Source organism: uncultured Kocuria sp. (assembly GCF_947500125.1).
In the GTDB taxonomy this organism is placed as follows: domain Bacteria; phylum Actinomycetota; class Actinomycetes; order Actinomycetales; family Micrococcaceae; genus Kocuria.
Window position 1 is genome coordinate 18,552 of sequence record NZ_CANMRA010000031.1, and the last position, 20,820, is coordinate 39,371.

Annotated in this window: 14 protein-coding genes and 1 tRNA gene; 1 reads left to right on the top strand and 14 read right to left on the bottom strand. The window is 72.8% G+C overall.

The window, feature by feature from the left end; translation table 11 throughout:
• Positions 1–14: 14 nt before the first annotated feature.
• Complete coding sequence (polA, locus tag Q0817_RS16665) at positions 15–2,903, bottom strand: DNA polymerase I (RefSeq protein ID WP_298590796.1); 2,889 nt, start codon at positions 2,901–2,903, stop codon at positions 15–17.
• 72 nt (positions 2,904–2,975) lie between these two features.
• Positions 2,976–3,551: an ANTAR domain-containing response regulator gene (locus tag Q0817_RS16670; protein ID WP_058873746.1), complete on the bottom strand. Its 576-nt coding sequence runs from the start codon at positions 3,549–3,551 to the stop codon at positions 2,976–2,978.
• Positions 3,552–3,814: 263 nt separating this feature from the next.
• Here Q0817_RS16670 and Q0817_RS16675 point away from each other — a divergent pair.
• Positions 3,815–3,898 (top strand) — tRNA-Leu (locus Q0817_RS16675).
• 48 nt (positions 3,899–3,946) lie between these two features.
• Here Q0817_RS16675 and Q0817_RS16680 read toward each other — a convergent pair.
• The 12 genes from Q0817_RS16680 to Q0817_RS16735 all read right to left on the bottom strand — a co-directional run bounded on the left by Q0817_RS16680 (position 3,947) and on the right by Q0817_RS16735 (position 20,533).
• Complete coding sequence (locus tag Q0817_RS16680) at positions 3,947–4,405, bottom strand: PaaI family thioesterase (protein ID WP_298590831.1); 459 nt, start codon at positions 4,403–4,405, stop codon at positions 3,947–3,949.
• A 14-nt stretch (positions 4,406–4,419) separates the two neighbouring features.
• Positions 4,420–5,898: a pyruvate kinase gene (gene pyk / locus Q0817_RS16685; protein WP_298590799.1), complete on the bottom strand. Its 1,479-nt coding sequence runs from the start codon at positions 5,896–5,898 to the stop codon at positions 4,420–4,422.
• A gap of 282 nt (positions 5,899–6,180) precedes the next feature.
• Positions 6,181–7,644, bottom strand: a complete 1,464-nt coding sequence (locus Q0817_RS16690; RefSeq protein ID WP_298590802.1) for a glutamate synthase subunit beta — start codon at positions 7,642–7,644, stop codon at positions 6,181–6,183.
• Entirely contained in the window at positions 7,637–12,322 is a 4,686-nt protein-coding gene (gltB, locus tag Q0817_RS16695; RefSeq protein WP_298590805.1) for a glutamate synthase large subunit, read from the bottom strand. The genes Q0817_RS16690 and gltB overlap by 8 nt, the downstream gene beginning before the upstream one ends.
• A gap of 303 nt (positions 12,323–12,625) precedes the next feature.
• Positions 12,626–13,513, bottom strand: coding sequence for a prolipoprotein diacylglyceryl transferase (lgt, locus tag Q0817_RS16700; protein WP_298590808.1), 888 nt, complete (start codon positions 13,511–13,513; stop codon positions 12,626–12,628).
• Between the two features lie 78 nt (positions 13,514–13,591).
• Positions 13,592–14,395, bottom strand: coding sequence for a tryptophan synthase subunit alpha (gene trpA, locus Q0817_RS16705; protein ID WP_298590834.1), 804 nt, complete (start codon positions 14,393–14,395; stop codon positions 13,592–13,594).
• A 47-nt stretch (positions 14,396–14,442) separates the two neighbouring features.
• A complete protein-coding gene (gene trpB, locus Q0817_RS16710; protein ID WP_298590811.1) occupies positions 14,443–16,569 on the bottom strand; it encodes a tryptophan synthase subunit beta in 2,127 nt (708 codons plus the stop codon).
• Positions 16,570–16,727: 158 nt separating this feature from the next.
• Positions 16,728–16,991: an HGxxPAAW family protein gene (locus Q0817_RS16715; RefSeq protein ID WP_298590814.1), complete on the bottom strand. Its 264-nt coding sequence runs from the start codon at positions 16,989–16,991 to the stop codon at positions 16,728–16,730.
• Between the two features lie 193 nt (positions 16,992–17,184).
• Positions 17,185–17,784, bottom strand: a complete 600-nt coding sequence (locus tag Q0817_RS16720; protein WP_298590817.1) for a Trp biosynthesis-associated membrane protein — start codon at positions 17,782–17,784, stop codon at positions 17,185–17,187.
• Positions 17,777–19,378 (bottom strand): anthranilate synthase component I, encoded by a 1,602-nt coding sequence (locus Q0817_RS16725; protein WP_298590820.1) that lies wholly within the window; start codon positions 19,376–19,378, stop codon positions 17,777–17,779. The genes Q0817_RS16720 and Q0817_RS16725 overlap by 8 nt, the downstream gene beginning before the upstream one ends.
• A 53-nt stretch (positions 19,379–19,431) precedes the next feature.
• Entirely contained in the window at positions 19,432–19,812 is a 381-nt protein-coding gene (gene hisI, locus Q0817_RS16730; RefSeq protein WP_298590823.1) for a phosphoribosyl-AMP cyclohydrolase, read from the bottom strand.
• Positions 19,813–19,891: 79 nt separating this feature from the next.
• The gene (locus Q0817_RS16735) at positions 19,892–20,533 is read right to left on the bottom strand and encodes a Pr6Pr family membrane protein (RefSeq protein WP_298590826.1); all 642 of its coding nucleotides are present in this window, start codon (positions 20,531–20,533) and stop codon (positions 19,892–19,894) included.
• Between the last annotated feature and the right edge of the window lie 287 nt (positions 20,534–20,820).

The window sequence follows — 20,820 nt, forward strand, 5'->3', positions numbered from 1 at the left end:
GCCGGTCCGGCCGGTCAGTGGGCGGCCTCGTGCCAGGAGCGGCCGGCGCCGACGTTGACCTCCAGCGGCACGGACAGCTCGGCGGCGCCGCCCATCTCCTCGCGCAGCACCCGCTCCACGGTCTCGCGCTCCCCGCGCACGACCTCCACCACGAGCTCGTCGTGGACCTGCAGGAGCATCCGTGAGCCGAGGCCCTCGTCGGCGAAGCGCCGGTCCACGCCGAGCATCGCCTTCTTGATGATGTCCGCGGCCGAGCCCTGGATGGGGGCGTTGAGGGCGGCGCGCTCGGCCACGGAGCGCAGCTGCCGGTTGTCGCTGGAGAGGTCGGGGAGGTACCGGCGCCGGCCGTCGATGGTGGCCGTGTAGCCGTCCTCGCGGGCCTGCTCCACGACGCCGCGCAGGTAGTCGCGCACCGCCCCGAACCGGGTGAAGTAGTCGCTCATCAGGGTGCGGGCCTCGTCCACGGGGATCCGCAGCTGCTTGGAGAGCCCGAAGGAGCTCAGCCCGTAGACCAGCCCGTAGCTCATGGCCTTGACCTTGGAGCGCATGGGAGCGGTGACCTCCTCGGGGGTCACGCCGAAGATCTTCGAGCCGACGAAGCGGTGCAGGTCCTCGCCGCTGCGGAACGCCTCGATCAGCGCCTCGTCCCCGGACAGGTGCGCCATGATGCGCATCTCGATCTGGGAGTAGTCGGCGGTCAGCAGCTGGTCGTGCTCCCGCCCGTCCTCCGGGCGCCCGACGACGAACAGCCCGCGGATGCGGCGGCCCTCCTCGGTGCGCACCGGGATGTTCTGCAGGTTGGGGTTGGTCGAGGACAGCCGGCCGGTGGCGGCGACGTTCTGCATGTAGGTGGTGTGCACGCGGCCGTCCTCGGCGATGGCCTTCTGCAGGCCCTCGACCGTCTGGCGGAGCTTGTTGGCGTCCCGGTAGGCGAGCAGGCCGGCGAGGAAGCGGTGGCCCTTGGAGTCCGGGTCGGTGCGGGTGAGCAGCTCCGCCACGGCGTCGGCGTCCGTGGTGAAGCCGGACTTGATCTTCTTGGTCTTCGGCAGCCCCAGCTCCTCGAACATCACCTGCTGCAGCTGCTTGGTGGAGCCCAGGTTCACGGGCTCCTCGATCTGGGCGTGCGCCTCCTGCTGCGCCTGCTCGATGACCCGGGCGAAGTCGTCGAGCAGGACCTGGACCCCCGCGGGGTCCACGGCGATCCCGGCCAGCTCCATCCGCCCCAGCACCACGGCCAGGGGCAGCTCGAGGTCCGTGAGCAGGGCGGTCTGGTGGGTCTCGGCCAGCTTCTCCAGCAGGTGCCGGGAGAGCTGGACGGTCGCGACCGCCAGCTCCGCCTCCCGCCGCAGCACCGCCGGGGCGGGCCAGGGCTCCGCGTCGAGGGCGAGCTGCTGCTGCCCGTCGGCGGCGGACCCGTCCGCGACGGGGGCCACGGCCAGGCCCAGGCGGTCCTCGAGCAGGGCGGGGAGCTCGTAGCTGCGCCGCGCGGGCTGCAGCAGGTAGGCCGAGATCTGGGGGTCGTCGACGACCCCGGCGAGCGGCAGCCCGCGCACGGCGAGGGACTTCCAGACGTCCTTGAGCCCGTCCACGATCTTGGGCCGGTCCGCGTCGGCCAGCCAGCGGGCCAGCGCGGACTCGAGGGAGGAGTCCGCGGCCGCGAGGTCCAGGAACAGCGCGGACGGCTGGTGGCCGCCCCGGGCGAGGACCACCCCGGAGAGCTCGCGGGCGCCGGGCAGCACGGGGTCGTCGTCGCGGTGCAGCGCGTGCAGCACCACGGGGTCCTGCCCCTCGGCGAGCCACCGCTCCAGCTCCTCGGCGGTGCCGGGACGCCCGACCTCGCCCAGGCCCAGGTCGGCCGGCGGCGCGGCCTCCTCCGCGGGGCGGCCGAACGCGTCGAAGAGCCGGTTGCGCAGGCCCTCGCCGAACTCGAGGTCGTCGAAGACCTCCCCCACGGCCTCGGCGTCGGGCACCGGCAGACCGGCGTCGGCGAGGTCGATCTCCAGCCCGAGGTCGGTGACGAGGCGGTTGAGCCGCCGGTTGCGCTCGACCGCCGCGCGGTGCTCGCGCAGCGCCTCGCCCTTCTTGCCCTTGACCCTGTCCGCGTGCGCCAGGATCGTGTCGACGCCGCCGTAGGCGAGGATCCACTTGGCCGCGAAGCCCGCGCCCACGCCCGGAACCCCCGGGAGGTTGTCGGCCTGCTCCCCGGTCAGGGCCGCGAGGTCGGGGTAGTGCCGCGGCGGCACCTTGTACTTCTCCACCACGGCGGCGGCGTCCATGTGCTTGAGGTCGGACGGGGTGCGCCCGGGATAGACCACCGTGACGTGCTCGTCGATCATCTGGAAGGCGTCCCGGTCCCCGGAGAACACGAGCACCTCGTAGTCCTGCTCGGCGCCGCGGCGGGCCAGGGTGGCCAGGACGTCGTCGGCCTCGTGGCCCTCGGCGGTGACCACGGGCACGCCGAGGGCGTCGAGGATGCGGCGGATCTGCGGGACCTGCCCGTGGAACTCCTCGGGCGTCTCGTCCCGCCCGCCCTTGTACTCCTCGTACTCCTCGGAGCGCAGGGTGGGCCCCTCCAGGTCGAAGGAGACCACCAGGTGCGTGGGCCTCTGCTCCCGCACCAGCTTCACGAGCGTGTTTACGAAGCCGTAGACGGCCTCGGTGTGCCGGCCGTCGGAGGTCACGAACGCCGGTCCGCCGCCGTACTCGGCGGCGCGGGACAGCGCGAAGAACGCGCGGAAGGCCAGGGAGTGGCCGTCGATCAGCAGCAGCTTGCGGTCGGGCCGGGAGACCGGCTGGGGGATCTCGACGTCGACGGGGTGGTCGGTCTCGGTCCCGACGGTCACCGTGCGGACGGTGGTCTCGGGGGTCGCGTCGGTCTGCGTCTGCTGCGTCGTTTCACTCACCCGACCATCCTAGGGCCCGGGAAGGGCCCGGGGCGGGCGGCCGGCGGGGCCCCGGCGGGTCAGCGGCCCCGGTCAGGCGACCTGGTTGATGATGGCCTCGGCGACCTCCCGCATGGACAGCCGCCGGTCCATCGAGGTCTTCTGGATCCAGCGGAACGCCTCGGGCTCGGTGAGGCCCATCTTGGTGGTCAGCAGCGACTTCGCGCGCTCCACGAGCTTGCGGGTGGCGAACTGCTCCTTCATGTCCGAGACCTCGCGCTCGAGCGCGGCGATCTCCTCGGCCCGGGAGATCGCGATCTCGATGGCGGGCACGAGGTCGTCCACCGTGAACGGCTTGACCACGTAGGCCATGGCCCCCGCCTCGCGGGCCCGCTCGACGAGCTCCCGCTGGCTGAAGGCCGTGAGCAGGACCACTGGGGCGATCCGGTCGGACGCGATCTGCTCCGCGGCGGTGATCCCGTCCAGGACCGGCATCTTCACGTCCATGAGGACGAGGTCCGGACGGTGCTCGCGCGCGAGCTCGACCGCCCGCTGGCCGTTCTCGGCCTCCGCGACCACCTCGTAGCCCGCGTCCCGGAGCATCTCCACGATGTCCAGGCGGATCAGGGTCTCGTCCTCGGCGACCACCACCCGGCGGGCCGGGCGCAGGTCGTTCTCCGCCGCCTCGTCGAGGACGTCGTCCCGGGCCTCGGGTTCCTCGGCCGGGGAGGGGTTCGGCTGCTCCGTCACGCTGACTCCTTGGCTGCTGGTGCGTCGTTGCCCGCGCCGAGCGGGCAATGGGGGTCGCGGTGCCGGCGGCGCCCGACTCCCCGGCACCGCGCGTTCCGCCCGATCAGCCCCAGCCTATAACTGTTGTAGAGTGGGCGAGCGCAGAAGCCGCCCTCCCGGGACGGCGCTGACGGCGACCACGGGCCCAAGTGGCGGAATTGGCAGACGCGCCGCACTCAAAATGCGGTTCCACTGGAGTGTGGGTTCGAGTCCCACCTTGGGCACCAGCACCCCGGACCGGCGGTCCGGGGTCTTCTCGTCCCTCCCCCGTGCCGTCAGTCCGCGGGGCCCCGCTCCCGCACCAGGTTGGTGACGCGGGCCGTGGACAGCCTCCGCCCCCGCTCGTCGGTCATCACGACCTCGTGGACGGTGAGCGTGGCGCCCAGGTGCAGCGCCGTGCACGTGCCGGTGACCGTCCCGGAGGCCGTGCCGCGCTGGTGCGTGGCGTTGACGTCCACGCCCACGGCGTACCGCCCCGGCCCGGCGTGCACGCTCGCCGCCGTGGAGGCGAGGGTCTCGGCCAGCACGCAGTGCGCTCCCCCGTGCAGGATCCCGCCCGGCTGGGTGTTCGGCTCGACCGGCATCGTGGCCACCGACCGCCCGGGCGTGAGCTCCGTGAACCGGATGCCCATCGCCCGGGCGAGCCCGCCGATCCCGTGGCCGGGGAAGGCGGCGTGCAGCTCCTCGGGCACCCCGTGCTCGCTCAGGTCCCGGGAGTGCTCCTCGGGGGTCATGCCCGCGGGCCCGGTCAGGACTCGCGCCACGGTCCCACGCGCTCGCGCTGCCGCGGGGTGCTGATCAGCTCGCCGGCGTCGGCGACGTCGCCCACGCGGTGCACCTTGACGAGGTTGGTGGTGCCGGCGACCCCGGGGGGCGAGCCGGCGCAGATCACGACCATGTCGTCCTTGCCCGCCAGGCCCTGCTCCTGCAGGTGGCGGTCCACCTGCTTGGTCATGTCGTCGGTGTGGTCGACCTTCTCCACCTGGATGGGCTGCACGCCCCACAGCAGGGACATCAGCGCCGTGACGAGGGGCTCCGGGGTGAACGCCAGGATCGGGTGGGACGGGCGCAGCCGGGACAGCCGGCGGGCGGAGTCCCCGGACTGGGTGAACGTGCAGAGGTAGCTGACGTCGAGCTGCCGGGCGATGGTCACCGCCGCGCGGGTCACCGCACCACCGCGGGTGCGCGGCTCCGTGCCCAGCGCCGGGACGCGCTCGAGGGCCTGGGACTCGGTGGCCTCGATGATGCGGGCCATCGTCTCGATGGTCTCGATTGGGTACTTGCCCACCGAGGTCTCCCCGGAGAGCATGACCGCGTCCGCGCCGTCGAGCACGGCGTTGGCGCAGTCGGAGGCCTCGGCCCGGGTGGGGCGCGGGCTGTCGATCATGGACTCGAGCACCTGGGTGGCGACGATCACCGGCTTGGCCCAGCGCCGGGCCAGCTCGATGGCGCGCTTCTGCACGATCGGGACCTGCTCCAGCGGCAGCTCCACGCCGAGGTCGCCGCGGGCCACCATGATGCCGTCGAACGCGTCGATGATCTCGTGCAGGGAGTCCACCGCCTGCGGCTTCTCGATCTTGGCGATCACCGGCAGCCGCCGGCCCTCCTCGTCCATGATCTCGTGCACCCGCACGATGTCCTTGGCGTCGCGCACGAAGGACAGGGCGATCAGGTCCACGCCGCGGCGCAGCGCCCAGCGCAGGTCGTCCTCGTCCTTGTCGGACAGGGCCGGGACGTTCACGGCCACGCCGGGCAGGTTGATGCCCTTGTTGTTGGACACCGGCCCGCCCACGACCACCTCGGTGGTCACCGTGGTGTCGGAGACGGCGGTGGCGCGCAGGGCCACCCGGCCGTCGTCGATGAGCAGCGGGTCGCCCACGTTGACGTCGCCGGGCAGGGCCTTGTGCGTGGTGGAGCACAGGCTGGCGGTGCCCTCGACGTCCTCGACGGTGATGGAGAACTCGTCGCCGGGGAGCAGCTCGTGCGGGCCGTCGGCGAAGCGGCCGAGCCGGATCTTGGGGCCCTGGAGGTCCGCGAGGATCGCGACCGTCGCCCCGGCGTCCGCCGAGGCGCGCCGCAGGTTCTCGTAGGACGCGTCGTGCACGGAGTGGTCGCCGTGGCTCATGTTGAGCCGGGCCACGTTCATTCCGGACCGGATCGCCTGGGAGAGGTTCTCGTACGAGGAGATGGCCGGGCCGATCGTGGCCACGATCTTTGCTCGTCGCATGTGTGCCGCCTTGGGTCGAGGGGTGCCACCGGGGAGGACGTGCACAGCACTGCGGCCGGGGGCCGCGTCGCGCAGGACGCGACGGGGCCCCCGGCCGCACTGCCTGGAACGTCCGCCCGGGGGCGGGGAGGTCGTGTCCAGCCTACCAACGCCGTCGCCGCTGTCGAGGCGGCCGGGCCGCCGGCCCGCCCCGGACGTGCGACGGCGCGGGCCGGGTCCCTTCCGCGGAAGGGACCCGGCCCGCGCCGTGGTGCCGTGGTGCCGTGGTGCCGTGGTGCCGTGCTACAGGCTGAGGTCGATGGCCCGGTCGGTCGGGGCCACCGGCTCCGGCAGACGGGTCGAGCCCATGAGGAACCGTTCGACGGCGGCCGCGCAGGCGCGGCCCTCGGCGATCGCCCACACGACCAGGGACTGGCCGCGGCCGGCGTCGCCGCACGCGAACACGCCGTCCACGCTGGTCATGTAGCGGTCGTCGCGGGCCAGGTTGGTCCGGCCGTCCAGCTCGGCGCCGATCTGCTCGGTGATGTCCTCGGACTCGGTGCCGGTGAAGCCCAGGGCCAGGAAGACCAGGTCGGCCGGGATCACCCGCTCGGTGCCGTCCTTCGGCGCGCGCCGCCCGTCGGGCAGGTACTCGGTCTCGGCGACCTTCAGGCCGGTCAGCCGGCCGTCCTCCCCCACGAACTCCACCGTGGAGGCCAGGTAGGTGCGGTCGCCGCCCTCCTCGTGGGAGCTCGAGACCTCGAAGACCTTCGGCATCATGGGCCACGGGTCGGCGTCGGAGCGGTCCGCGGCCGGCTTGCGCCCGATCGCCAGGGACGTGATCGACGCCGCGCCCTGGCGGTTGGCGGTGCCGATGCAGTCGGAGCCGGTGTCGCCGCCGCCCAGGACGATGACGTGCTTGCCCTCGGCGGAGATCTGGTCCTCGACCTCGTCGCCGGCCACCACGCGGTTGCCCTGCACCAGGTAGTCCATCGCGAAGTGCACGCCGTCCAGGTCCCGGCCGGGGATCTGCAGGTCCCGCGGGCGCGTGGCGCCGGTGGCGACCACCACGGCGTCGTAGCGGCGCTTGAGCTGGTCCCAGGTGATGTCCTTGCCGATCTCGACTCCCGGGCGGAAGCGGGTGCCCTCGGCGCGCATCACGTCCAGGCGGCGGTCGAGCACCTCCTTCTCCATCTTGAAGTCGGGGATGCCGTAGCGCAGCAGGCCGCCGATCCGGTCGTCGCGCTCGTAGACGGCCACCGTGAAGCCGGCCTGGGTCAGCTGCTGGGCCACCGCGAGGCCGCCGGGGCCGGAGCCCACGACCGCCACGGTCTTGCCGACCAGCCGCTGCGGGACGAACGGCTTGATGATGCCCTCGTCGAAGCCCATCTCGCCGATCGAGTACTCGATCTGCTTGATGGTCACCGCGGGCTGGTTGATGCCGAGCACGCACGAGGACTCGCACGGCGCCGGGCAGACCCGCCCGGTGAACTCCGGGAAGTTGTTGGTGGCGTGCATGCGCTCGACCGCCTCGGCGTCGAGGCCCCGCCACACGAGGTCGTTCCACTCGGGGATCAGGTTGCCGAGGGGGCAGCCCTCGTGGCAGAAGGGGATCCCGCAGTCCATGCACCGGCCGGCCTGCTTCTGCAGGACCCCCCGGTCCTGGGCCTCCTGGACCTCCTTCCAGTCCATGATCCGGACCGGCACCGGCCGCTTGGGGCGGTCGACGCGCTCGGTCACCTTCATAAAACCGCGCGGATCAGCCACGGGTCGTCACCTCCAGGATCTTGTGCCAGGCCTCGTCGCCGTCGGGGTCCTGCCCCTGGCTCCGGGCCTCTTCGCGGATGCCCTGCACGGCGGCGTACTCCCGCGGCAGGACCTTGGTGAAACGCCCGAGCGTGGCCACCGGGTCGGCCAGGAGCCGGTCCGCGAGCTCGGAGCCGGTCTCCTCGGCGTGCTTCGTGATGAGCGCCAGCACGAGCTCGGCGTCCGCCTCGTCCAGCGGCAGCAGCTGCAGCTCGCCGCTGTCCCGGGCCTGCTTGTTGACCGAGGTCTCGGCGAGGTCGATGACGTAGGCGACGCCGCCGGACATGCCGGCGCCGAAGTTGCGCCCGGTGCGGCCGAGCACCAGGGCGGTGCCGCCGGTCATGTACTCGCAGCCGTGGTCGCCGATGCCCTCGACCACCGCGGTGGCGCCCGAGTTGCGCACCAGGAACCGCTCGCCCACGGTGCCGCGCAGGAAGATCTCCCCGCTCGTGGCGCCGTAGCCGATGACGTTGCCCGCGATGACGTTCTCGGAGGCCTCGAAGACCGCGTCCCGCTCGGGGCGCACGATGATCCGCCCGCCGGAGAGGCCCTTGCCGCTGTAGTCGTTGGCGTCGCCCTCGAGCCGCAGGGTGATGCCCTGCGGGAGGAACGCGCCGAGGGACTGGCCGGCCTGGCCCGTGAGCGTCACGTCGATCGTGTCGTGGGCGAGGACGTCCGTGCCGAACGTCCGCGTCACCACGTGGCCGAGCATCGTGCCGACCGCGCGGTCCGTGTTGATGATGTGCTGCTGGATCCGCACGGGCTCCCGCTTCTCCAGGGCGGCCCGGGAGAGCCGGATCAGCTCGTTGTCGAAGTGCTTCTCCAGCTCGTGGTCCTGGCCGCGCATGTTGCGCACCGACGCGCCTTGGTGCTCGAGCACCGTGGAGTGCAGGATCGGCGAGAGGTCGAGCCCGTGCGCCTTCCAGTGGTCGATGGCGTCCTTGGTCTCGAGGACCTCGGCGTGCCCGACGGCCTCCTCGATCGAGCGGAACCCGAGCTGGGCCAGGTACTCCCGGACCTCCTCGGCGATGAACTCGAAGAAGTTCACCACGTGCTCGGCCTTGCCCGTGAACCGCTTGCGCAGCTCGGGGTTCTGGGTGGCGACGCCCACCGGGCACGTGTCCAGGTGGCACTTGCGCATCATGATGCAGCCCTCGACGATCAGCGGGGCCGTGGCGAAGCCGAACTCCTCCGCGCCGAGCAGCGCGGCGACCATCACGTCCCGGCCGGTCTTCATCTGCCCGTCCGCCTGCACGACCACCCGGTCCCGCAGCCCGTTGAGCATCAGCGTCTGCTGGGTCTCGGCGAGACCGAGCTCCCACGGGGCGCCGGCGTGCTTGAGCGAGTTCAGCGGGGCCGCGCCGGTGCCGCCGTCGTGCCCGGAGACGAGCACCACGTCGGCCTTGGCCTTGGTGACGCCGGCGGCCACGGTGCCGATGCCTATCTCGGAGACCAGCTTCACGTGCACCCGGGCCTGCGGGTTGGACCGCTTGAGGTCGTAGATCAGCTGCGCCAGGTCCTCGATCGAGTAGATGTCGTGGTGCGGCGGCGGCGAGATCAGGGACACGCCCGGGGTGGAGTGGCGCGTCTGGGCGATCCAGGGGTACAGCTTCTGGGCCATGAGCTGGCCGCCCTCGCCGGGCTTGGCGCCCTGGGCCATCTTGATCTGGATGTCGTCGGCGTTGGTCAGGTACAGGCTCGTGACGCCGAACCGCCCGGAGGCCACCTGCTTGATCGCCGAGCGGCGCCGCGGGTCCAGCAGCCGGTCGACGTCCTCGCCGCCCTCACCGGTGTTGGACTTCCCGCCGAGCCGGTTCATGGCGATCGCCAGGGTCTCGTGCGCCTCCTGGGAGATGGAGCCGTAGCTCATCGCACCGGTCTGGAAGCGCTTGACGATCGAGCTGACGGGCTCGACCTCCTCGAGCGGCACCGGCTTGCGGTCCGTGGCGAAGCCGAGCAGCCCGCGCAGGGTCAGCAGCTTCTTCGTCTGGTCGTCCACGAGCTTCGTGTAGGACTTGAAGATGTCGTAGCGCCCGGTGCGGGTCGCGTGCTGCAGCCGGAAGACGGTCTGCGGGTTGAACAGGTGCGGCGGGCCGTCCCGGCGCCAGTCGTACTCGCCGCCGGTCTCGAGGTCTCGGTAGGGCTCGGTCACGCCGTCGGAGGGGTACGCCCGGCGGTGGCGGAACGCCGTCTCCTCCGCGATCACGTCGAGGCCGATGCCGCCGATCTGCGTGTGGGTGCCCGTGAAGTAGTCGTCCACGAGCTCCCGCGACAGGCCGAGCGCCTCGAAGACCTGGGCGCCGCAGTAGGAGGACACCGTGGAGATGCCCATCTTGGACATGATCTTCTGCACGCCCTTGCCCAGGGCCTTGATCAGGTTGTGCACCGCGTGCTCGGTGGTGATCCCGGTGAGGTCGCCCGAGCGCACGAGCTCCTCCGCGGACTCCATCGCCAGGTACGGGTTCACCGCGGACGCGCCGTAGCCGATGAGCAGCGCCACGTGGTGGACCTCGCGGACGTCGCCCGCCTCCACGATCAGCGCCACCTTGGTGCGGGTCGCCGAGCGCAGGAGGTGGTGGTGCACGGCCGAGGTCAGCAGCAGCGAGGGGATCGGCGCCCACGCGCCGTTGGAGTCGCGGTCCGAGACGATGACGTACTCCACGCCGCGGGCCACGGCCGCGGAGACTTTCTCGCAGATCTCCGCGATCCGGGCGCGCAGGGACTCCGCGCCGCCGTCGGGCCGGTACAGCCCCCGCACCTTCAGGGCCGCGGGCATCCCGTCCTCGCCCTCGATGTGCAGGAACTGGTCCAGCTGGTCATTGTCGATCACCGGGAAGTCCACGGCGATCTGGCGGGTGCGCACCCGCTCGGTGGTCAGCAGGTTCCCGGAGGGTCCCACGGACCCGCGCAGGCTCGTGACGAGCTCCTCGCGGATGGCGTCCAGCGGCGGGTTGGTGACCTGGGCGAAGGACTGCACGAAGTAGTCGAAGAGGGTGCGGGACTTCTCGGAGAGCACGGCGATCGGGGTGTCGGTGCCCATCGCGTAGATCGGCTCGGCGCCCTTGGCCGCCATGGGCCCGACGATCATCTTCAGCTCCTCCTGCGTGTACCCGAAGGTCTTCTGGCGCAGGGTGATGGAGGAGCGCGGGTGGATCATGTGCTCGCGCTCGGGCAGGTCGGTGATGTCGACGATGTTGCCGTCGGCCCACTCCTCCCAGGGAGCGGCCGAGGCGATCTGGGACTTGATCTCGGCGTCCTCGACGATCCTGCGCTGCGCGGTGTCCACGAGGAACATCGTGCCCGGGGACACGCGGCCCTTGCGCACGATCTTGCGGTCCCCGACGTCGACGACGCCGACCTCGGAGGCGAAGACCACCAGGCCGTCGTCCGTGACCCAGAACCGGCCGGGGCGCAGGCCGTTGCGGTCCAGCAGCGACCCGACCTGCACGCCGTCGGTGAAGGCCACCGCGGCCGGGCCGTCCCACGGCTCCATGAAGGAGGCGTGGTAGCGGTAGAACGCCTTGCGGGCGGGGTCCATGGTCTCGTGGTTCTCCCAGGCCTCCGGGATCATCATCATCATGGCCTGCGTGACGGGCCGGCCCGAGAGCACGAGCAGCTCGGCGACCTCGTCCAGGGACTGCGAGTCCGAGGCGCCCTCCGAGCAGATCGGGAACAGCTCCTCGGGGTTGCGGCCCAGCAGCGGGGACTTCAGCTGCGACTGGCGGGCGCGCATCCAGTTCCGGTTGCCCTTGACGGTGTTGATCTCCCCGTTGTGCGCGAGCGTGCGCATGGGCTGGGCCAGCGGCCACGAGGGGAAGGTGTTGGTGGAGAACCGGGAGTGCACGATCGCGAGCTCGGTGGTGAACCGCTCGTCGGAGAGGTCCGGGTAGAAGGGCTCGAGCTGCTGGGTGGTCAGCATGCCCTTGTAGACGATCGTGCGCGAGGACAGGGAGGGGAAGTAGACGCCGGCCCGGTTCTGGGCGCGCTTGCGCAGCCGGAACGCCTTCTGGTCCAGGCGCCGCCGGGCGGCCTCCTCCGTGGGCTCCGGCGTGGTCTCGGCGACGAAGAGCTGCACGAAGTAGGGCATGACCTCGAGCGCGGACTTGCCGACCACGGACTCGGCCACCGGGACCGGCCGCCAGCCGAGGACCTGCAGCTCCTCGGAGCGCGCGAGCTCCTCCAGGGTGCCCTGGATCCGCTCGGCGTTCTCCCCGCCGTGCGGGAGGAACGCGGTGCCCACGGCGTAGCCGCCCAGGGGCGGCAGCTCGAAGTCCAGCACGGCGCGGAAGAACGCGTCCGGCAGCTGGGTCAGCAGCCCGGCGCCGTCCCCGGTGCCCTCGTCGCCGCCGACGGCGCCGCGGTGCTCGAGGTTGCGCAGGGCCGTGAGCGCGGCGTCGACGATCTCGTGGGTCGGGGCACCGTTGAGGGTCGCCACCACGGCGAGGCCGCAGGCGTCCTTCTCCTCGTCCGGGTGGTAGAGGCCCTGTTCCTCGGGCGCGTTCGAGAACTGCTCGAACGGGGACGTCGCCTGCTCCTGAGCGGTCTCGGCAGGAGCGGTCTCGGCGGGAGCGGCCGGACGCGGGTCCGTGCCGTCCTGGGCAGAATTGTCACCGGGAGTGCCGGCCGGGGTAGAGGTCATGACTGACGTCTCCTCACCATGGGATGCGGTCAACAGGAGCGGCCCCCGCGGCAGAGCTCCGGTCGGGAGGTGCCGCCGGATCGTGAGCTGCCGCCGGCGTCCTCGAGCAGTGGTCGTGGAGGTGCCGGGCGGCGGAAGGGCCCCGTTCCAGGAATGTCCGACGATGGACGATCGTGGCGTGCGCCGGAGCGGCGGGCGTGGTTCACCCGTCCGCCGGTCAGGCGCCAGAGAAATCTAGCACTCAGATGTTACAGCTCTGAAAACTCCTCGGCCAGGAGACCCTGCCGCACCCCCGGTGCGGTATCACGCGTGCGAGGTCTCCACGGCGCCGCGGGCCCTGCGGCGCCGGAGCACGACCGCCGCGAACAGGGCCAGCCCCAGCAGGACGAGCCCCAGGGAGGTCCACACGTGCACGCGCAGCCCCAGCACCATGAGGGCGGGGTCGATCCGCAGGAACAGCTCGATGAGCATCCGCCCGATGCCGTAGTGGACCAGGTAGAGCGCGAAGAGGCGGCCGCCGTCCAGGCGGAACCTCCGGTCCAGGGCCAGCAGCAGCACCACCCCGAGCAGATTCCACAGGGACTCGTAGAGGAACGTGGGATGGAAGAGGGTGTCCGCCGGCAGCCCGGCCGGGAAGTTCGGGCTGCCGGGGTCGATCTCGAGGCCCCAGGGCAGGGTGGTGGGCCGGCCGAAGAGCTCCTGGTTGAACCAGTTGCCCCAGCGCCCGATCGCCTGCGCGAGCAGCAGCCCGGGTGCGGCGGCGTCGGCGAAGACCGCCAGGGAGATCCCGTGCCGGCGGCACACCCACCACGCGGCCAGGGCCCCGAAGGCCACGGCCCCCATGATCCCGAGACCGCCCTCCCAGATCCGCAGCGCGTCGAGCGGGTCCGCGCCGGGGCCGAAGTAGCCGGCCGGGTCCGTGACGAGCACGTGGTAGGCCCGGGCGCCCACGATGCCGGCGGGCACGGCCCACATCACGATGTCCCACACGATCTCCGGGTCCAGCCCCCGGGCCGCCCAGCGGCGCGTGGTCAGCCACAGCGCCGCCGCGATGCCCGCGAGGATGCACAGGGCGTAGGCGTGCACGGTCAGCGGGCCGACCGAGAAGCCGGACCAGTCCGGGGAGGGGATGCCCTGGCGGAGCGCGGAGCTCATCAGGGCGGGCACGGGGGGAACGGCGCTCAGCAGCATGCGGTGGGGCCTCGGCTCGTGGGGTCGTCGGGACGAGCGGCCCGGCCCCCGCGGGGGCAGGACCGCCCCGTCACGCTATCAGGCCCGCCCGGCCAGTTCCCGGGCCAGCGCGCCCACGGCCTCGGGGCCGCCGTCGGCCAGGGCCTGCACGAGGGCGGTGCCCACGATGACGCCGTCCGCGTACGCGCCGATCTCCTCGACGTGCTCCCGGCGGGAGACGCCCAGGCCCACGCACACGTGCTGGGCCCCGGCCGCGCGGGTGTCCGCGACGAGCTGCTCGGCGACGTCGGAGACGGCGTCCCGGGCCCCGGTGACGCCCATCACGGAGACCGCGTAGACGAAGCCGCTCGCGGCCCTGACCACCAGGTCGAGCCGCTCCCGCGAGGAGGAGGGCGCCACCAGGAAGATCCGGTCCAGCCCGTGGGCCTGGGACGCGGCGAACCACTCCCCGGCCTCGTCGGGGATCAGGTCGGGGGTGATGATCCCCGCTCCCCCGGCCTCGGCGAGCCGACGGGCGAAGGTGTCGACGCCCATCTGCAGGACGGGGTTCCAGTAGGTCATCACCACGGGCACCGCGTCGGTGCGCTCGGCCACGGCGCGGACCACGCGGAACACGTCCGCGACCCGGAAGCCGTGGGCGAGGGCCGTCGTGGTGGCGTGCTGGATGACCGGTCCGTCCATGACGGGGTCCGAGTACGGGATGCCGATCTCGATGACGTCCGCGCCGTTGCTGCCGAGGGCCACGGCCGCCTCGATGGACTCCTCGACGGTCGGGAAGCCCGCCGGGAGGTATCCGATCAGGGCCGGCCGGCCCTGCGCGCGGCACTCGGCGATGCGGGCGGCGAGCCGTGAACCGGGGTCGGCGTGCAGGCCCGGCGGCAGGATGCGGGAGGCGAGGTCGGCCCCGGAGGTCTCGTGTCGGGTGGTGCTCACAGTCGCTCGCCCTTCTCGCCGAGCTCAGCCTCGGCGCTGTCGTCCGGGAGCATCCCGAACCATTCCGCGGCGGTCGCCACGTCCTTGTCGCCGCGCCCCGAGAGGGAGACGACGACGACCTTCTCCGCGGCCGCCTCCGGCCCGAGCTCCTCGACCCAGCGGCGGCCGAGCTTCAGCGCCCCGGCCAGGGCGTGGGAGGTCTCGATGGCGGGGATGATGCCCTCGGTGCGGCACAGGAGCCGGAAGGCCTCCATCGCCTCCGAGTCGGTGATCGCCTCGTAGCGCGCCCTCCCGATGTCGTGCAGGTAGGAGTGCTCGGGGCCCACGGCCGGGTAGTCCAGGCCCGCGGAGATCGAGTGGGACTCGAGGGTCTGCCCGTCCTCGTCCTGCATGAGGTAGGTCCGGGCGCCGTGCAGCACGCCGGGACGGCCCAGGGAGATCGTGGCGGCGTGGCGTCCGGACTCCACGCCGTCCCCGCCGGCCTCGAAGCCGTAGAGCTCCACCGAGGGGTCGTCCAGGAAGCCGTGGAAGATGCCGATGGCGTTCGACCCGCCGCCCACGCACGCCGCGACGGCGTCCGGGAGGCGCCCGGTCTGCGCCAGGATCTGCTCGCGGGTCTCCTCGCCGATCTGCTCGTGGAAGTAGCGGACCATCGCGGGGAACGGGTACGGCCCCGCCGCGGTGCCCAGCAGGTAGTGGGTGTGCTCGACGGAGGCGACCCAGTCCCGCAGGGCCTCGTTGATCGCGTCCTTGAGCGTGCGGGAGCCATTCGTCACGGGCACCACGGTGGCGCCCAGCAGCTCCATGCGCGCGACGTTGAGGGCCTGCCGGCGGGTGTCCTCCTCGCCCATGTAGACCACGCACTCCATGCCGAACAGCGCGGCCGCGGTGGCCGAGGCCACGCCGTGCTGGCCGGCGCCGGTCTCGGCGATCAGCCGGGTCTTGCCCATCCGCCGCGCCAGCAGGGCCTGGCCGAGCACGTTGTTGATCTTGTGCGAGCCGGTGTGGTTGAGGTCCTCCCGCTTGAGGAAGATCCGGCACCCCGCCTCGGCGGCGAAGCGCTGGGCCTCGGTCAGCAGGGAGGGCCGGTTCGAGTAGTCGCGGGAGAGCCGCTGGAACTCCGCGGTGAACTCCGGATCGGCCTTCGCCTTCTCGAACACGTCCGTCAGCTCGTCGAGGGCGGCGATGAGGGACTCGGGCATCCACCGGCCCCCGAAGTCGCCGAAGTACGGCCCGGGGGCCTCGCGCAGGGAGGACGCCTCCGCGGCGAGGGCCTCCGCCTCCGCCTCGGGGACGTGTCGCCGCGCCCGCGCGGCCGCGCCGGCCTCCCGGAAGCTCGTGATGGTTGCGGCGGGATCGGCGCTGCGCACGAGGGCCTCCCCCACCAGGACGGCCTTGGCGCCGTGCGAGGCGTAGAGGGCGATCTGCTCCTCGCCCTCGACCCCGGACTCGGCCACGATCACCGCCTCCTGGGGCAGGAGCCCGGCCAGCCGGCCGAAGGTCTCGACGTCGGTGTCGAGGGTCTTGAGGTTGCGGACGTTGACGCCCACGATGCGCGCGCCGACGGCGACGGCGCACTCGATCTCCTCCGGGGTGTGCGTCTCCACCAGCGCGTGCATGCCCAGCTCGTGGGTCAGCGCGAGGAAGCGGCGCAGCTCGTCCTCGGAAAGAGCGGCGACGATCAGCAGGACGAGGTCCGCGCCGTGGGCCCGCGCCTCCCAGATCTGGTACTCGTCGACCGTGAAGTCCTTGCGCAGCACGGGCACGCGCACGGCCGCGCGCACGGCGTCGAGGTCCGCCAGGGAGCCGTTGAAGCGTCGCTGCTCGGTCAGCACGGAGATCACCGAGGCGCCGCCGTGCTCGTAGGCCGCGGCCAGGTGGGCCGGGTCCTCGATCGGGGCCAGCGCGCCTTTGGACGGGCTCGAGCGCTTGACCTCGGCGATGACCTGCACGGCGTCCGCGCTGGGTCCCCGCAGCGCCGACTCGGCGTCCAGGGCCGGCGGCCGCTGGGCGGCCGCGCGGCGGAGCTCGTCGAGGCCGACGCGCTCCCGGCGCTCCGCCAGGTCCGCCCGGACGCCCTCGATGATGGCGTCCAGGACCGTCCCGGTGCTCTGTTGCGACATGGTTTCCTGTCCTCTCGGCGGTGCTGGCCGCCCTGGTGCGTTCGTGGGGTGCGGGCCGCGCCCGGAGCGGGCGGGGGCGGCGACCGGCTCCCCTGCCGGGGAGCGGCCGGGCCGGGCGCGTGCGGCGCTCCCGGGGGCCGGCTCGCGCCGGCCCGGTCTCAGCCCTGGTGCTGGCGGGCCTCGTGCTTGCGCTGCTCCGAGCTGCTGCCGTGGCCCATCCTGCTGAGCACGGCGCCGGCGACGAGCCCCACGACGACCAGCACGATGCCGGCGATCAGCACGGGAGTGCTGCCCACCGTGAAGCCCACCACGCCGATGATGACGCCCACCGACATGATGCCCACGGTCACCCACGCGGCCAGCGTGTTGCCGTGCCCCACGAAGCCGGTGTGGTCGAGGACGATCTCGTTTCCGTTTGCCATGTTGTTGCACTCCCGATTTCCCTGCCGGAGCCGGCCGGCTCCGCTCGCACGGCCCCGGCGGGGCGCGGCGGTTGCTGACAGTCTGTCCCGCCCCATTGTGCCACCCCTGGGGCCGCGCCCGCGCACGCCCCACGGGACTCCGGGTCGTGCGGTCCCGCGCCGTGGCGGGGACGCCCCGGCGGGGGCGCGGTGCTCAGGCGGTGGGGTCGCGGCCCTCGGTGAGGGCGTCCCACGAGTCGATCTCGTCGCCCGGGCGGGCCGTGCCGGCCGGGGACTCGTCCGCCCCGGAGCGCTCGTAGCGCCGGGCCGAGGTCCAGGACCGCCCCGCCACGAGCGCCCAGGCGCCGCACAGCGCCACGAGCGCCGAGGCGGCCGCGGCGAGCCACGGCCAGGCGGTCACGGCGAAGTCGCCGCCGGCGTTGATCATCCCGGTGGCATCGCCCACCGTGGTCTGCGCGGCGCCGGACGGGTCGGCCAGCACCGCCACGGACGCGGCGAGGGCCCCGAGACCGGCGAGCAGGACCACCACGGCCACCACCGCGCGCAGCACCCGTCCGGAGATCGCCGTGGTGAGGGCGCCGGCGGCCGCGACGAGGCCGAGGGCGGTGACGGCCGGGGCGGCGTCGGACCCGGCGACGTCCACGGTCACGGGCTCGAGGGTGGTCTGCACCGTGGCCGAGATCCACGTGGCGGCCGAGCAGGCGAACACGGCCAGGGCCGCCCCCAGGGTGGCGAGCACCACCGTGGACCGCCGGGACAGCGCCGCGGGCAGCGACCCGCGGGCCTCAGGCACGCCCGGCGCCCGTCTCCCGCACCGCCACGCGGTCGAGGTCCAGGGCGTGCAGCCGCTCGGCGAGCATGACCGCCCGCAGCGGCGCGGTGGCCTTGTTGAGGGACTCGAGGGCCTCGGTCTCGGGGTCCGAGTCCGCCACGATCCCGCCGCCGGCCTGCACGTAGGCCTTGCCGTCGACGAGCAGCGCCGTGCGGATGGCGATGGCCATGTCCATGTCCCCCGCGAAGTCGAGGTAGCCGACCACGCCGCCGTAGACGGCGCGGCGCAGCGGCTCGTACTCGTCGAGCAGCCGCAGGGCCCTCGGCTTGGGCGCCCCCGAAAGGGTCCCGGCGGGGAACGTGGCGGCCAGCACGTCGTAGGCGGTGGCGTCCGGGCGCATCCGGCCGACGACGTTGGAGCACAGGTGCATGATGTGGCTGAAGCGCTCGACCTCCATGAACTCCGTGACCTCCACCGAGCCCGGGACGGCGATCTTGGAGATGTCGTTGCGGGCGAGGTCCACGAGCATGAGGTGCTCGGAGCGCTCCTTCTCGTCCTGGAGCAGGTCCCGCTCCAGCGCGAGGTCCTCCTCGACCGTGCGCCCGCGCGGGCGGGAACCGGCGATGGGGTGCGTCACGGCCTGGTCGCCCGTGACGGTCACGAGCGCCTCCGGGGAGGAGCCCACGATCGAGAAGGGACGGCCGCCGGCGTCCTCGAAGCTGTACAAGTACATGTACGGGCTGGGGTTGATGGCGCGCAGCATGCGGTAGACGTCGAGGGAGTCCGCCGTGCACTCGGTCTCGAAGCGGCGGGAGACGACCACCTGGAAGATGTCCCCGTCCACGATGGCCTTCTTGCCCTCCACGATGGAGTTCATGAACAGGGTGCGGTCCCAGCTCTGGTCGACCTTGGACTCCAGGTCCCCGCGGATCTCGTCGGTGCCGGTGAGCGTCGAGGCCGTGACGTGGTCGAGGGGCCGGGCGAGCTTCTCCAGCATCGTGTGCACCCGGTCCACGGCGTCGGCCCAGGCCTCGTCGACGCGCTCGTCGGTGTCGTCGAAGTTGACGGCGTTGGCCACGAGCATCACGGTGCCGTCCGTGTTGTCGTGGATCGCGATGTCCGAGACCAGGTTCATGGCCAGCTCGGGGATGCGCAGATCGTCCTCGGGCGGGTGCGGGAGCTTCTCCCAGCGGCGCACGGCCTCCCAGCCCACGAAGCCCACGAGCCCCGAGGTCAGCGGCGGGACGTCCGCGAAGCGCTCCGTGTGCAGCAGCGCCATGGTGTCCCGCAGCGCCTCGACGGGGTTGCCGCCGGTGGGGGCGCCGGCCGGGGCCTGCCCGATCCAGTGCGCCTCGCCGTCCTTGGCGGTGAGCGTGGCGCGGGAGTTGGCGCCGATGAACGAGTAGCGGGACCAGACCCCGCCCTCCGCCGCGGACTCCAGGAGGAACGTGCCCGGCCGTGCCGCCCCGTCCTCGTCGAGCGCGAGCGCCCGGTAGAGCCCGATCGGGGTCATGGCGTCCGCGAGGATCTTGACGCGGACGGGGATGACGCGGCGCTCCGCGGCGAGCGCACGGAACTCCTCGAGCGTGGGACTGATGGTGCCCAGGTCCTGCATGGGTGTCGACCTGACTTCCTGGTGGCGGACGGGAGTACGGAGCGGTGGGCGGGTCAGACGGCCGTGACGGCGCCGAGGTCGCGGCCGTCGAAGCAGCTGCGGGTGCCGGTGTGGCAGGCCGCGCCGGTCTGGTCGACCCGGACGAGCAGGGCGTCGCCGTCGCAGTCGAGGCTCACGCTGTGCACGGTCTGGACGTGCCCGGACGTGTCGCCCTTGCGCCAGTACTCCTGGCGGGAGCGGGACCAGAACGTCACGCGCCCCTCCGTGAGGGTCCGGCGCAGGGCCTCGTCGTCCATCCAGCCCAGCATCAGCACCTCCTTGGTGTCGTGCTGCTGCACCACGGCGGCCACGAGTCCCTGGGGGTCGCGCTTGAGCCGCCGTGCCACGGCGGGGTCGAGGACGTCGGTTCCGGTGTCGGGGGTCTGCTCGCTCATCGCCACCCATCCTATCGACCCGTCCGCACCGTCCGGGCCCGGGACGTCCGGGCGGTGCGGACGGGGCGCGCCGGGGTCCTCAGGAGGGCTCGCGTGGGTCCGCCGTGACGGCGGGCAGCCGGGTGGCGGCGACGGTCAGGAAGGAGACCGCGAGGATGAGCACGGACAGCCCGAAGGCGTAGGTGCCCACCGCGCGGTAGCCGCCCACGAGGGCGGGGTCGAGGAAGAAGTACGGGTACCAGCCCACCATCTGCCCCCGGACCAGGGTGTACAGCGCCCACAGGGCCGGGAACACCGTGGAGGCCCAGGTCGCGGCCCAGCGCAGCCGCCGGCGGCCCGGGCCCAGCAGGAAGTCGGCCACGGCGTAGACGGGCAGCACGAAGTGCAGCACCTGCGAGGACAGCGGGACGAGGAAGAGGTGGCCGAACAGCTCCGCGTTGGCGAGGAGCACCCCGAACACCGTCCCGGAGACCACGGTGTAGGTGGTGGCCATGGCTCGCAGCCCGGTCAGCCACCCCGGCTCCTCGGCCCGGGCGGCGGTGTGCAGCAGGGCCAGCAGCACGGCCACCACCAGCAGCAGGGCGCTGTGGACCGTGAAGTAGCTGTACAGGTTCGACCCCAGGCAGGTGCGCGTCACGAAGGCGCACTCCGACCGGGCGACCAGGGCCCAGACCGCGACCGCCAGGGCGCAGGCCCGTGCGGCGACGACGACGAGTCGCACGTTCGACCTCCTCCCGGCGCTCCGGGCTCCAGGATAGGAGTCCGGAGGCCGCGGAGCGTCCGTCCGCGCGCCGCCGGCCCTGCCGGGGCCGGCTTGCGGGGCCTATGGTGGAGGCAGGACCAGGTCGGCGACGGCGGGCGGGACACCAGGACGATGCATCCCAGGACGACGACGGGGCCGTGGCGCACGGCCTGCGGTGCGGCGGCGGCCGCGCTCGCCGGCGCGCTGCTGGGCGGGTGCGGGGGCCCCGGCACCCCGGGACCCCCGAGCGGCTCCCCGCCGGCCAC

Bases quoted from the DNA above. Each gene is read 5' to 3' on its own strand.
- hisI (WP_298590823.1), bottom strand. From the start codon at position 19,812: ATGAGCGAGCAGACCCCCGACACCGGAACCGACGTCCTCGACCCCGCC.
- pyk (WP_298590799.1), bottom strand. From the start codon at position 5,898: ATGCGACGAGCAAAGATCGTGGCCACGATCGGCCCGGCCATCTCCTCG.
- gltB (WP_298590805.1), bottom strand. From the start codon at position 12,322: ATGACCTCTACCCCGGCCGGCACTCCCGGTGACAATTCTGCCCAGGAC.
- trpB (WP_298590811.1), bottom strand. From the start codon at position 16,569: ATGTCGCAACAGAGCACCGGGACGGTCCTGGACGCCATCATCGAGGGC.
- Q0817_RS16725 (WP_298590820.1), bottom strand. From the start codon at position 19,378: ATGCAGGACCTGGGCACCATCAGTCCCACGCTCGAGGAGTTCCGTGCG.
- Q0817_RS16715 (WP_298590814.1), bottom strand. From the start codon at position 16,991: ATGGCAAACGGAAACGAGATCGTCCTCGACCACACCGGCTTCGTGGGG.
- Q0817_RS16680 (WP_298590831.1), bottom strand. From the start codon at position 4,405: ATGACCCCCGAGGAGCACTCCCGGGACCTGAGCGAGCACGGGGTGCCC.
- lgt (WP_298590808.1), bottom strand. From the start codon at position 13,513: ATGCTGCTGAGCGCCGTTCCCCCCGTGCCCGCCCTGATGAGCTCCGCG.